The 13,698-nt window shown below is 49.7% G+C and carries 8 protein-coding genes and 7 pseudogenes; 2 read left to right on the forward strand and 13 right to left on the reverse strand.

All coding sequences use genetic code 11. The annotated features are described in order from the left end of the window. Positions 1-8 precede the first annotated feature (8 nt). From JCM17471_RS07575 to JCM17471_RS07625, 11 genes and pseudogenes are all read right to left on the reverse strand, one after another. Positions 9-705: pseudogene (locus tag JCM17471_RS07575) on the reverse strand (response regulator transcription factor). Beyond that, positions 702-959: pseudogene (locus JCM17471_RS07580) on the reverse strand (PDZ domain-containing protein); the annotation flags it as partial. The pseudogenes JCM17471_RS07575 and JCM17471_RS07580, both read right to left, overlap by 4 nt. Continuing rightward, positions 944-1,762: a hypothetical protein gene (locus tag JCM17471_RS07585; protein ID WP_054777414.1), complete on the reverse strand. Its 819-nt coding sequence runs from the start codon at positions 1,760-1,762 to the stop codon at positions 944-946. The pseudogene JCM17471_RS07580 and the gene JCM17471_RS07585, both read right to left, overlap by 16 nt. Before the next feature lie 299 nt (positions 1,763-2,061). Continuing rightward, complete coding sequence (ftsX, locus tag JCM17471_RS07590; protein ID WP_082395257.1) at positions 2,062-2,880, reverse strand: permease-like cell division protein FtsX; 819 nt, start codon at positions 2,878-2,880, stop codon at positions 2,062-2,064. A gap of 31 nt (positions 2,881-2,911) precedes the next feature. Next, positions 2,912-3,605 (reverse strand): annotated as a pseudogene (ftsE, locus tag JCM17471_RS07595) (cell division ATP-binding protein FtsE). A 20-nt stretch (positions 3,606-3,625) separates the two neighbouring features. Beyond that, positions 3,626-4,740 (reverse strand): annotated as a pseudogene (gene prfB, locus JCM17471_RS07600) (peptide chain release factor 2). Positions 4,741-4,847: 107 nt separating this feature from the next. Then, positions 4,848-7,210, reverse strand: a pseudogene (gene secA, locus JCM17471_RS07605) (preprotein translocase subunit SecA). A gap of 206 nt (positions 7,211-7,416) precedes the next feature. Continuing rightward, positions 7,417-7,983 (reverse strand): ribosome hibernation-promoting factor, HPF/YfiA family, encoded by a 567-nt coding sequence (hpf, locus tag JCM17471_RS07610; protein WP_054777415.1) that lies wholly within the window; start codon positions 7,981-7,983, stop codon positions 7,417-7,419. Between the two features lie 129 nt (positions 7,984-8,112). Continuing rightward, the gene (locus JCM17471_RS07615) at positions 8,113-8,571 is read right to left on the reverse strand and encodes a ComF family protein (RefSeq protein WP_054777447.1); all 459 of its coding nucleotides are present in this window, start codon (positions 8,569-8,571) and stop codon (positions 8,113-8,115) included. Positions 8,572-8,770: 199 nt separating this feature from the next. Further along, positions 8,771-9,172 carry a helicase-related protein gene (locus tag JCM17471_RS15215; RefSeq protein ID WP_054777416.1) on the reverse strand — a complete coding sequence of 134 codons (402 nt, stop codon included), beginning with the start codon at positions 9,170-9,172 and terminating at the stop codon, positions 8,771-8,773. Next, positions 9,166-10,029 (reverse strand): DEAD/DEAH box helicase family protein, encoded by an 864-nt coding sequence (locus tag JCM17471_RS07625; RefSeq protein WP_054777417.1) that lies wholly within the window; start codon positions 10,027-10,029, stop codon positions 9,166-9,168. Before JCM17471_RS07625 ends, JCM17471_RS15215 begins: the two co-directional genes overlap by 7 nt. 119 nt (positions 10,030-10,148) lie before the next feature. On the opposite strand from JCM17471_RS07625, the gene JCM17471_RS15220 reads away from it, so the two are divergent. Further along, positions 10,149-10,397: a YigZ family protein gene (locus JCM17471_RS15220; protein WP_263849460.1), complete on the forward strand. Its 249-nt coding sequence runs from the start codon at positions 10,149-10,151 to the stop codon at positions 10,395-10,397. Further along, the gene (locus JCM17471_RS15225; RefSeq protein ID WP_225354187.1) at positions 10,394-10,699 is read left to right on the forward strand and encodes a DUF1949 domain-containing protein; all 306 of its coding nucleotides are present in this window, start codon (positions 10,394-10,396) and stop codon (positions 10,697-10,699) included. The genes JCM17471_RS15220 and JCM17471_RS15225 overlap by 4 nt, the downstream gene beginning before the upstream one ends. A 56-nt stretch (positions 10,700-10,755) precedes the next feature. Here JCM17471_RS15225 and JCM17471_RS07635 read toward each other — a convergent pair. Both JCM17471_RS07635 and rny read right to left on the reverse strand, forming a co-directional pair. Beyond that, positions 10,756-11,846: pseudogene (locus JCM17471_RS07635) on the reverse strand (glycosyltransferase family 4 protein). A 152-nt stretch (positions 11,847-11,998) separates the two neighbouring features. After that, positions 11,999-13,568, reverse strand: a pseudogene (gene rny / locus JCM17471_RS07640) (ribonuclease Y). Between the last annotated feature and the right edge of the window lie 130 nt (positions 13,569-13,698).

Below are 13,698 nucleotides of genomic sequence, written 5' to 3' on the forward strand. Positions count from 1 at the left end.
TGATGCTGTCATTGTGGCACCTCCATCTGATAACCAAACCCGCGAATCGTTTTGAGATAAACGGGGGTGTTTGGGATCCGTCTCAATCTTGTCACGCAGATGGCTGACCTGAATATCCACCATTCGCGTTTCTGCGGGATACTCAAAGCCCCAGATACCATTCAATAAGGCATCGCGACTCAGCGTTTTCCCGAGATGCTTAGCAAAGTAAACCAACAGCTCGAATTCCTTTGGCGTCAACTGCAGGCGTTGGCCGGCCTTTGTCGCCTTGAAATTCTGTTCGTCGATGGCCAAGTCGCCCACCACCAGTTGATCACCCGTATTGACCGGTGCGGGTTGACTCGCCGTCCGCCGCTCAATGGCTTTGATGCGCGCGATGATTTCACGTGGTGAGAATGGCTTGGTCACATAATCGTCTGCCCCAAGTTCCAGCCCCACAATTTTGTCGGTTTCATTGTCCTTGGCGGTCAAAATCATGATTGGTGTCTGAACGTGATCTTCACGCAACTTCTTGGTGACATCTAAGCCGCTCATACCGGGCAACATCAGATCCAAAATCATGAAGTCAAATGGTGTTTCCTTTGCGAGTTCATAGGCCGATAAGCCATCGGTTGCGGTGCTAACGGCGTAATTTTCCTGTTCGAGATTATATTTCAACAAAGTTAAGATTGCGGGTTCATCATCAACAATTAAAATCTGCTTCATGCTGTCTCCTCCGGGAATGTGATCATCCCCAATTCATGGGGAGCGCCTTCGAAAATGGCAGACTCGGTCAAGCGTAACTCACCGTTTAAGTCGGCCACTTTGAGGCGACAATAAGTTGGGCTGGTCTGAATGGCGGCATAGAGTGTGGCGTTGTCGTACACGGCAATATCATTGCACGTCACCACAAGCTCGCCCATCGCCAGGCCCATTTTGGCGGCCGGGGTATCCGGCACCACAGCTAACAATAACACACCAGCTTTAGTTTGGTGAAATTCAGCTTGCCCATATCGAGCAAATCTAACCCAATCCCAATCACGGTTAACGCGAGCACTAACCATCCCGTGTAAGGCTGAATCTGGGTCACACCGTAACTCAAGCCTGTGAGCACAAGCATCGCCAAACTCATCCCGTATAACAGATGAATGTGATGTTTGCGCGCTGGCTCAGGTAATTGATGCCGGACAACAAACGCGCTGCCCAACACCAGTGGCAAGAAGAGCAGACCGAAGCTCGTGTTGCCCACGCCAATGGTTGGCCACCAGCTCATCGCCGCAAACCAATGGCCTGGTACAGGCACAATCAGTGGCAACCAGTAGAACTGGGCGAATGAATACTGCGCGATAATCTTGCCCCGCCGCGTCTTCTTGATCATCGGTGAAGCGACCCGAACGTGAAAAATTTGTAGCAATAGTGCTGTCAGCAGCCACATTGCCGTCAATAATGCCGCAAGCTGCCACGTCCCCGCCGCCAGCATGGGAATGACGCTTAAGCCCAGCCATAACACGGAGAAGTGCCAGCGGCTGACCACCAGCCCTAACAAGCTAATCACGCCCAACGCCACTAATGTATTGGTGGGCAAGAACAGGGCAAGACTGACACTGATGATACTCAACAGGATGCTGCCCATGAGTCCGCCAACGATAAAGGGCGTAATCTCAATCGGTGAACGTGTAATCGCTGTTCGAAATTGCCGCCGTTCCCGCCGAATGCGGGCGTAAGCTTGCCACACAACGGCAACAATGCTCAACCCTGTACCTATACCGAACAACCACCACATACCAAATAGCCTCCAACTGTCATAATTTAAATTTAGTATAGCATGGATGAAGGTGTGAGCGGGAAGCCAGGTGTAAAAAAGCGCGCGGTTTTACGCGCAAAAACAAGCGCCTGTGACATATCCCCTTCGTGGGTGCCACAGACGCTTGCTTTTACGAACATGATTGACTAATCGTGTGCCAAAAGGTTGAGAACTCCGGTCAACAAGAAGTGGGCGAACTTGCACTCAGAGCCACAACTCCAACAAAAGACGCTGTGATCAAACTTCCTTGGAAGCTGTCACAGCGTCTTTTTCATCCACTATTTGAGATAGCGTCGCATGGAGCCCAATGCCCCTAGTGCACCGATCAAGACCCCAATAATGATTAATAACAAGGTTAACCACCCCATAAAGGGCCATGGGGCATACAAGGTGTAGCCACTATCGACCAACCCATGCTGAAGGCTGTGATAGGCCACGGGATAGCCAGCATTGACCAGAATTGCCGGGATAATCGCCCCCAGTAGCCCCGTAAACGCCCCTTCCATCAAGAAGGGCCAACGAATATAAGCGCTGGTTGCGCCCACCAGATGCATGATTTCAATCTCATTTTGGCGCGCGACAATGGTCAAGCGAATCGTGTTACTGATTAAGACGACGGCGACAAACAGAACCAAAATCATGATGCCTAAGCCGACGTTTTGCAACGTGCTCATCACCTTGAACATCCGCTTTGTCGTCTGGCCGCCATACGTGACATCACTGGTATGTGCCAGTTTTTTGGCACGCTTAGCAATTGTTGTGGTGGCCTGTGGTGTGTTGGCCTTCACCAAGAAAATATCGTTCAGTGGATTCTGATCGCCACTAAACATTTCCCATTGGCGGCCATAGCTGGCCACAATACTCTTCAATTCTTGATCCTTTGAGCGATAAGTCACTTGCTTAACGGCTGGCAGTGCCACCAGTTCGCGCTTGAGCGTTGCCCGCTTACTGCTACTGGTACCTGGCGCAATATACACGCGCACGGCCACGTCGCTTTCAACCTGTTCAGACAGGCGATTCACATTCAACAGCCCCGCCAAAAGCACCGAGACCAGAATCAGGGTAACCGTCACAGCGCTCACCGCAGCAACACTCATCCAACCATTGCGCCAAAGCGAATGCCAGGCATCAGTGATGTGTTGTTTCACTGTAGAGGCCCCCTTCCTGATCGCGTACGAGCTTACCGGCCACAATTTCCAACACGCGATGCGGATGTGAATTCACCAGATCGCGATCGTGTGTGGCCATCACCACCGTTGTGCCCTGCCGATTCACCTGTTCGAGTAACGTCAAAATCGCATCGGACGTCTCCGGATCAAGATTACCCGTGGGCTCGTCCGCTAACAATACCAGCGGCTGGTTCACAATGGCCCGCGCTAATGCGGCTCGTTGCTGTTCACCACCGGACAGTGCATCGGGAAATGCCTTGGCCTTGTCCGCGATACCGACCAGCTCTAAGACGCGCTGCACGCGATCTGGGATGTGCTTGGGTGGTGTCTTAATCACCTGAAGTGCAAAGGCCACATTCTCATAGATGGTAAGCCGCGGTAACAGCTTAAAGTCCTGGAACACCACCCCCAAATGCCGGCGCAGCTTGGGTACCTGGCGCGGTTTGAGTTTGGTCAGATCGGTATCATTCACCACCACCTGACCTGTTGTCGGGGGTAGTCGCGTGATAGAGCAACCTGATAAAGGTTGACTTACCAGCACCACTGGGGCCGACCAGATAGACAAACTCACCCGAATCGATATCCACATTGATATCGGTCAGTGCATTATCGTGATCGTTGTATTGCTTATTGACGTTGCTCAAATGAATCATGTCGGAACTTCCTTTTTGGTTTAGTCTGGATTACTCTGGGCGAGTTCCCACTGCAAGTAAGCATAAATGAACGGATTGAGATCGCCATCCATGACCGCTTGCCCGTTACCTGTTTCGTAATTGGAACGATGATCTTTGACCATGGTATAAGGATGGAACACATAGGACCGAATCTGGGAACCAAATGCAACGTCCATTTGATTACCCTTGATATCGGCCGCTTCCTTGGCCTTGGCCTCTTGTTCCCGCTGATAGAGCTTGGCCTTCAACATCGCCATCGCGGTATCTTTATTCTGGAATTGTGAGCGCTGCGCCTGGCTGGACACGACAATGCCCGTTGGAATATGCGTCAGACGCACGGCACTTGAGGTCTTATTGATATGTTGCCCACCAGCACCACTCGAACGGAACACATCCATTTTCACATCTTCGGGCCGCACTTCGATCTCAATCGATTGATCGAGTTCTGGCATCACATCCACCGATGCAAAAGACGTGTGGCGACGACCAGCAGCATCAAACGGCGAGATCCGCACCAGACGATGCACCCCGCGTTCGCTACGCAACATCCCATAGGCGTTTTCACCCGTAATCAATAAGGTGACACTCTTGATCCCAGCTTCATCACCTGCCTGATAATCGGCCATTTCAACGCTGTACCCATTTTGATCGGCCCAACGTTGATACATCCGCAAGAGCATCGATCCCCAGTCCTGCGATTCGGTACCACCCGCACCGGGGTGAATTTCAAGAATCGCATTGTTCTTGTCATATGGCTGGTTCAATAGCAATTGCAGCTCGTAATCCCGCAACTGTTGATCGAGGCGGGTAATACCGGTCTCGATTTCTTCTTGCAGGTCGGGATCCGCTTCTTCTTGCAGCAGTTCAAAGCTCACTTCCAGTTCCTCTAACGCATCTGCCATTGCCATAAAGTTATCGTGTTTAGTTTTTAATTGGTTGTTATCATCGATCACGCTTGGGCCGCGGCCTGATCATCCCAAAACCGGGTTCGGCCATCCGTCCTTCATTCTCGGCGATGCGTTCGTTCAGCGCATCGAGGTCAAAGTGACCCCCTAAATTGATTTATTTTGGTGCGCATTTGGTTCAGGTTGTTGCGAATTTCACTGATTTCCATAATGATTCTCCTTCTTAAATACTCTAGCCAAACACAAAGGGGATGCAGCCTCTGCCGCACCCCCTTTGCATTCTTGGTTGTTTCAGCGTTGTGCGGTTATGTCGCGCTTAACGCCGAATGTTTTGCCGAATTTCTGCCTTCATAAACAAACGGGTCACATCTTCGTCGATGTTAGCGATCATTTCTTCAAACATCCGGAAGCCTTCTTCTTGGTATTCAACCAAGGGGTTCATCTGGCCGTAACCACGTAACCCAATGGATTGACGCAATTGATCCATGGCATCGATATGATCGGTCCACATGGAGTCAACCACACGCAGAATAACAACCTTTTCAAATTCAAGCATTTGCGCATCGTCTGCCAATTGCTTCAACTTGGTCATGAAGTTTTCTTCTGCTAAGCCGTTCAAGAAGTCGATCAGTTCTTGCTGGGTCTTGTTTTCAAGATCAGATAGCTTAATCTTTTCTTCGCTGACCATATTAGTGGTGGCGTAGTCGTAGATAGCCTGCAAGTCCCAATCTTTTTGGTCGCCTTGGGTATGGGTTTGAACAATCCGAGTGACTGTCCGGTTGATCATTGCCATCAAGACAGGCTTCAAGTCCGTCTTTTCATTGATAACCTGTTGCCGTTGCTTATAGATCACTTCACGTTGTTCACGCATCACGTCATCGTATTGCAAGGTATTCTTACGGGTATCGTAGTTGTTCCCTTCAACCCGCTTTTGCGCGGATTCCACTTGACGAGAAACCATGCGACTCTGAATCACTTGATCATCATCGTCGACCTTCATGCGATCCAAGAATGCTTTGATCCGTTCTGAACCAAACCGCTTCATCAGGTCATCTTCCAGTGACAGGTAGAACTGGGTTGAACCAGGATCCCCTTGACGACCGGAACGGCCCCGAAGCTGGTTATCGATCCGCCGAGATTCGTGACGTTCTGTCCCGATAACAGCCAAACCGCCCAGTTCTTTGACACCAGGTCCAAGCTTGATATCGGTCCCACGACCAGCCATGTTGGTCGCAATCGTAACGGCCCCGCGTTGGCCGGCATTCATCACAATTTCAGCTTCCTTGAAGTGATTCTTCGCGTTTAAGACGGTGTGTGGAATCCCCTTTTGATCCAAGATGTGGCTCAAACGTTCACTGGATTCAATCGCAACGGTCCCGACCAAATTGGTTGACCCTTCTCGTGGCGTTCGCGGATGTCTTCGGCAACAGCTTCAAACTTCGCATCCAGACTTGGATAGAGCACATCGGGTGCATCCACACGCGCGATTGGCCGGTTGGTTGGAATCGACACAACGTTCATGTTGTAGATTTCACGGAATTCTTCTTCTTCGGTCTTGGCCGTCCCAGTCATCCCAGACAGCTTGTTGTACATCCGGAAGAAGTTTTGGTACGTGATGTTGGCCATGGTTTGGCTTTCATCTTCAATCTCGACGCCTTCCTTGGCTTCAATCGCTTGGTGCAAGCCATCAGAGAAGCGGCGACCTTCCATTGCCCGGCCGGTAAATTGATCAACAATCAACACCTTACCGTCCTGCACCATGTAATCAATATCGTTTAACATGATGTAGTTGGCCCGCAAGGCTTGATCCAAGTGATGGGTCAAGGCTGTGTTTTCGGTGTCATACAAGTTATCCAAACCAAAGTTTTCTTCCGCCTTACGAATCCCACTTTCAGTTAAGGAAATGGTCTTGGTTGGCCAATCAATCTTGTAGTCTTCCTCTTCTTTTAACTGCTTCACAAAACGGTCGGCCCGGATATACATCCCAGTCGACTTTTCAGCACCACCAGAGATGATCAATGGGGTCCGCGCTTCATCGATTAAGATGGAGTCAACTTCATCGACAATCGCATAGTTGAGTTCACGTTGAACCATTTGTTCCTTGTAAACCACCATGTTGTCACGCAGGTAGTCAAACCCGAGTTCACTGTTGGTTGAATACGTGATATCAGCCAAATAAGCCTCACGCTTTTCTTCACTGGACTTGGAGTTCAAGTTCAAGCCAACGCTCAAGCCTAACCAGTTATACAGTTCACCCATTTCGGTGGCGTCACGACTGGACAGGTATTCGTTAACTGTCACAACGTGCACCCCGTGGCCAGCCAGCGCGTTCAAATAAACGGGCATGGTTGCCGTCAAGGTTTTCCCTTCACCAGTCTTCATTTCGGCGATATTACCTTCATGCAAGGTGATCCCACCAATGATCTGCACGCGGAATGGGAAGAGCCCCAGCACACGCTTAGCACCTTCACGCGCAACGGCGAAGGCTTCAGGTAAAATATCATCCAAGGTTTCGCCATTTGCTAGGCGTTCCTTGAATGCGGGTGTCTTTGCTTGTAATTCTTCGTCGCTCAGTGCTGCGTATTCTTCTTCGTGGTCCATCACCTTATCAGCAATTTTGCCGATTCGATTGACTTCGCGTTGGTCATTTTCGACCCATTTTCGTAAAATATTTGCCATTTTTTAAAAGTTTCCTCTCCTGTCGTCAATTACACGAATAATTTCGGTGTCACCTGACAGTGTCCTTGATAGTTTATCATTTATCCTTCGAGAATTAAACTATTCACCTCAAAATTCGATTTATCCTCACCAAAACAACCCTTCTTCATTCTTACGAAATCAAAAGGGTTGTCGGCTTACTTATTCAATTAGTCAGCAGATGGTGATTATTCATCTGTTTCGATCAAACCGTAGCGACCATCACGGCGCTTGTAGACGATGCTAGTGCCGTTTGTGTCCGCATCTTCGAAGATAAAGAAGTTGTGGCCCAACATGTCCATCTGCAAGATGGCTTCTTGTGAATCCATTGGCTTGAGTGAAACCCGCTTGGTCCGAACCACATCGAGTGCAGTTGGATCATCGGAGACATCACTGTCAGCACCGGCATCCACAGCGGGAACGCTGAGATCGAATTGATCAAAGCCCTTCTCACGTGACTTACGGTTGATCTTGGTCTTGAACTTACGGATTTGACGTTCAAGCTTGTCGGTCACCAAATCAATACTTGCGTACAGATCGGGACTGGTTTCTTCTGCCCGTAAGGTGAGATATGGCATAGGGATAGTTACCTCGACTTTAGCGGTCTTATCTTGGTAAACTTTCAGATTGACGTGAGCGATGGCATCTGCTGAATCACCAAAGAACTTATTCAGCTTGCTAATCCGCTTCTCGACGTAATTCCGAATGGCCTCGGTAACCTCGATGTTTTCGCCACGAACGTTATATGTTAGCATAAAACTTCTCCCCTTTCGTCCGTATGAGTGACCTCATACGCCGGTTGGCCTCTATATAAAGCCCTTCCAACCTTGTAACTCTATTATAACCAACTGACCGCGATGAAACAATTAATAAACTGCGAATCTTTAACGAATTAACGAAAAAGATGTGATGGTTCCGTGAAAACCGGCATCACGTAAGGCAGCAGCGGCATGGTAAAGTGTTCGACCGGTGGTGTAGAGATCGTCCAACAAGCGCACATGATTGATACCCGCAAAATCGACGTCACCCTTCACCGTAAAACTCTGGGGTGTGGCCAACCGTTCACGGCGATTCTTGCTGGCTTGAGGGCGATCTGTCGCGTGTTTGACCAACCACTGTTGCAGCGGCAGATGGGCAAATAACCCTAATACGGGATCAAAACCGCGCCGCTGATAATGCGTTGCTTCACTCGTGATTGGCACCAGCACTTGATGCCGCGCAGGGTTTAAGTCAATCTCACTGATAAAGGCCGCATGCAGCTGATAATCACCTAACCCTTTGTATTGCTGAATAAAAGCCTTCATGGCGGTGTTATAGGTGAACAGTGCGCGATGATGTAGCAAAGGCTCCGTCTGTTGCCAGCGCACGCAATCTTGGCACAAGCCGGCACTGTGCGTCCGCAACCGGGACAAAAAGGCGGTTCGATCCGTTCAAATTGAGCCATGCATCGCTCGCATAACCGTGGTGGTGTGATGGTGAACCAGCGCAGCCAACGTTTGAGCGGTAAATTATTGCTGATTGGTTGGTGACACAATAAGCATTTCATGGCGTTGGCCTACGATTCATCTGATGAATCTGCCGGCGTGCTTGGTGAATGGCACTGGTGTAGTGCTTGGCGTAATAGATTACCGGATCATCCGGACTATCGGCACTACGCCCCGCTCGCCCCGCCATCTGTACCAAAGCACTGGTACTAAACAATGCTGCATCCGCCTGCCACACGATGACGGCACATCGCGCGATGGTCACACCCCGTTCCAGAATGGTGGTTGTCACAAGGACGGGGAAATCACCGGCCCGAAACGCGGCTACCTTTGGCTGACGTTCGGGGTCGTTGGCATGCACCGTCTGGCAATCAATCCCCTGCTGCTTGAACCACGTCTGCAGGGGCGCTAATTGTTCGATGTGCGGAACAAAGAAGAGCAACTGTCGCGTGATCAGCATTTTTCAATCATCTTGTAGTGAGCTCGAGTCGGTAGCCCCGTGCTAATCAGCTTGACCTGTGGTTTTGGCAACGGAAATTGATGAAAGCGGCGCGCCAAATAACTCACCGCTAGTTTTTGGTGCTGAACGGCCCGCAACATAGCGTTTGATGGCGTGGCGGTCAAATAGATAATCGGCCCCACGCTCGCCTGGTGCACCGCCCGATCGAGCATCGGGACCGTGGCGTACGGGAATGCGTCCACTTCATCGACAATCACCAGATCAAAAGCGTGATAAAAGCGCAGCAGTTGGTGGGTGGTCGCTAATACCAAGCTGCTCTCAATCACTTCATGCTGTCCACCATACAAGATGGCAATCGGCGTATTGACAAAGGCTTGTTGCAGACGTGGCGCAAGTTCCAGTATCACATCGACTCGCGGCGACACGATCGCAATCTGGGCTTGTTTTGCCAGGGCATGTGCCAGAAGCGGGAACAACATCTCGGTCTTACCAGCACCCGTCACCGCCCACAACAAGCGATCACGACGCTCATCGAAGGTCGCAATCAATTCTTGACTGACTCGGGCCTGGTCAGCCGTCAAGTCCCCTTGCCAGGTCAGTTGACCGTCACCGATGCGTTCTGTGCGCTTAGGGAAGCGAAACAACTCGGTGTGATCGGTCACGCGTCCAAGCGTCAAACATTCCTGACAATACCACGCACCACTGGGCAATCGATTCGCGCGCGTCATCACCGCCAAGCAGCGATTGCAGCGCTGATTTTGAATACCCGGCACGCGGGTTGCCTGTGTTACACTGGATGCTGGCAGTTGCCGCCAATCGACTTCATCTCGGGTTAATTGCTGGCCGGCACCTCTCATATTAATCACCTCACTCAAAAGGAGATTACGCAAATGACTTCAGACTATCGCACCATTGCCCATGATGGGGTCAATGAAATGATCATTAAAAATCTCGGTTCATCACGACGATGGCCCGCGTGCACACAACCGAAGAGGCAGAAGCACTGATTGCGCGGGTCAAAAAAGAACATTATAAAGCGAATCACAGCGTTTCTGCCTTTCAACTCGGTGATCATGACCAAGTTCAACGCGCCCACGACGACGGCGAACCCAGCGGCACAGCAGGCGCACCCATGCTGCAAGTCTTACAACAGATGCAGCTCAAAGACGTCGTTGCTGTCACCACACGTTATTTGGTGGCATTAAGCTCGGTGCTGGTGGGTTGATTCGCGCTTACGCTAACAGTGTCAGTGAAGCCGCTCACGCACTCGGTATCGTACGCTTGGCGGAACAAGTGGCCTGTCAGATCACCATCAGCTATGCGCAGCTGGGTAGCATTCAAAATTATTTAGCGGAACAGGACCTACAAGTAGATCATATCGATTATGCCGCGGATGTGACCGTTCATCTCTTCGTCGATACCAGCGCGGTTGATGCGTTCAGCGCTGCAATCATTGAGCGTTTCAATAATCAACTCACGCTCACCCGGGGAGACAAACGATTCCGCGAGATTCCCGTGACAGAATAAATGCACCATCAAAAAATCGTCATGCTAAGCCTATACAGGTTTAGCATGACGATTTTTTATGTCTCAGGATTATCTTTGGCAAGTTTCTTGACCACACTGCGAATCATATGTAGCAATGGTGCGCGCTTTGGTCCGAGCAAGCCGATTGATTCCACGAATAGCTCGAGGCCAAGGAGCAAGAAGATGGTCAGGAAGACATTCCCCCAGAACGTGCTCAATGGATACAGCAGTGAAATCATGGAGAAAATCAATGCGATCCCATAAATGACGAGCACAGTTTGCCGATGGGATAGTCCCATCTGCATCAAGCGATGGTGCAAATGATGCTTGTCCGCTTGCATGATGGGCTTGTTGTTTAACTTGCGCCGAATGATGGCGTAGGCCGTATCGGTGATTGGCACACCCAGAATCACTACGGGGATGACCAAGGCGACAAAGGTCACATTCTTTAAGCCCTGAAGCGACAGTACACTCAGCATGAAACCGATATACAGTGATCCGGTATCACCCAAGAATATTTTGGCCGGGTGGAAGTTGTGCGGCAGGAAGCCAATGAGGGCCGCTACCAACGTAAAAATCATGATGGGCGTTCCGACTTCAGACACCGTGAGGAAGAAGAACCCGATAATTCCCATCGTGAACAGCGCAATAATTGATACCCCAGTTGCCAAGCCATCCAGGCCATCGATCAGATTTAAGGCATTGGTAATCCCCAAAATCCAGATGATGGTAATCGGTAAGCTCAACCACCCCAATTCAAAATGGACAAAGGGCAGATTGACCTCGGTCATGCGGATACCAGCGAGGAAATACACAATCAAGGCCGCAATCGTTAGGCCAAACAGTTTTGTTTTGGGCTCAGTTCCTTGATGTCATCAATCATCCCGGTGATGATGATGACCGCTTCCGCTAGAAACAGTGAAAAGAGCATATGGGTGTTGAATTGGGGACGCAACAAGACAAATGTCGCAAAGGTGAAGGCCAAAAAGATGGCGAGTCCACCCATCGTTGGCATCGCCGTCTTGTTCACGCGGCGGGCGTTTGGTTTATCGACCGCCCCCAAGACGAAAGCCAGCTTGCGTACAAATGGCGTTATCCCCGCAGAGATGAGCATTGTCACAAACAAGCTGACAATGATATTAAACATTGGCATGTTGATAACCCTACTTTCATTAACTTTCTCCATTATACAAATGCACGCTTCAATTCTCAATCAAAGAAAGGGATGCATTGAATAAAAAAAGTTGTGACAAAATCGAAATTTTGCCACAACTTTTGGTTGTCATTAAAAATTGCTGGTTACTTTGCGTATTCAATTGCACGCATTTCGCGAATCACAGTGACCTTGATATGCCCAGGATATTGGAGTTCTTCTTCAATCTCGGAACGAATATCATGCGCCAAAATCACGGATTCATCATCACTGAGCGCTTCGGGTTTAACAACAACTCGAATCTCACGTCCGGCTTGGATCGCGAAACTGTGATCCACACCGGGATGATGATTGGCAATGCTTTCGAGCTTTTCAAGTCGATGCAAGTAATTCTCAAGTGATTCGGAGCGGGCGCCTGGCCGTGCTGCAGAAATTGCATCACTAGCCGCGACAAGTACCGCAATCACGCTTGTTGGTTCAACATCACCGTGGTGCGATGCAATTGTATTGACCACCACAGCTGGTTCTTTGTATTTCTTAGAGATCTCGACGCCGATCTCGACGTGCGAACCGTCGACTTCATGATCAAGCGCTTTCCCAATATCATGTAATAATCCCGCACGCTTTGCCAACGTGACATCTTCACCGAGTTCTGCCGCTAGCACACCGGCCAATTTGGCGACTTGAATCGAGTGATCCAAGACGTTTTGGCCGTAACTGGTTCTGAAGTGCAGACGACCCAAAATCTTGATTAAGTCAGGATGCATACTGTGAATCCCGACATCAAACAGGGCCTGCTCCCCAATCTCACGAATGCGACCGTCCATTTCCTTGCGCGCCTTGTCGACCATTTCTTCAATGCGTGCTGGATGAATTCGGCCATCTTGAATTAATTTTTCGAGTGCAATCCGCGCGATTTCGCGACGATTGGATCAAAACCGCTGAGCACAACCGCTTCCGGTGTGTCATCGATAATTAAGTCAATCCCTGTTAACGTTTCTAAGGTCCGGATATTACGGCCTTCACGACCAATAATGCGTCCCTTCATATCGTCATTAGGTAAGTTAACCACCGTCACTGTGGACTCAGCCACAATGTCGGATGCGCTACGTTGAATGGCATCCGCAATCAAGGAACGTGCCGTTTGGTCAGCCTTGGCTTTCGCCTCTGCTTCACTTTCTTTGATCAAGCTGGCTCGTTCGTGTGTCAATTCTGCCTTTGCAGTATCCAACACTTGCTTTTGCGCTTCTTCGTGGGTTAACTCAGCAATCCGTTCAAGTTCCGTTTGCTGCTTGGCAATTTCGGTAGTGATATCTCGTTCACGTTCATCTAATTGTTGCTGGCGTTCATTGAGGTTTGCTTCGCGATCTGAAACGCTCTGTTCTTTACGATCGAGCACTTCATCCCGATGATCCAAGGCTTCTTCGCGTTGCAATACCCGATGCTCGGACTGTTGAACTTCCGCCCGTCGTTCCTTTAACTCAGCCTCAACTTGGCCGCGATATTGATGGGTTTCGTCCTTCGCCTCGAGAACTGTTTCTTTTTTAACGTTGCCGCTTCTTTCTTAGCGGTCTCAATGATTCCCTCTGCAGTGTGACCCGCATTTTTCAAATCATTGGCGTAATGCCGCTTTTGAATCAAAGCGCCAATCAATAAGCCAACCGCTAACGCGATGATTGCTGCGGGGATTATTGAGACCAGTAATGCTGAACTCATCTTTTCACCTCCGCATCATCTAAGCGATTCATCATTTTTGATTAACCAATCTTCGATGCTATTTTATTATTACACTAATCGATTGTACTGGTTACGCCGCAGACTGTCAATATCCATCACAAGCATATCA

Source organism: Lacticaseibacillus saniviri JCM 17471 = DSM 24301, assembly GCF_001311785.1.
In the GTDB taxonomy this organism is placed as follows: domain Bacteria; phylum Bacillota; class Bacilli; order Lactobacillales; family Lactobacillaceae; genus Lacticaseibacillus; species Lacticaseibacillus saniviri.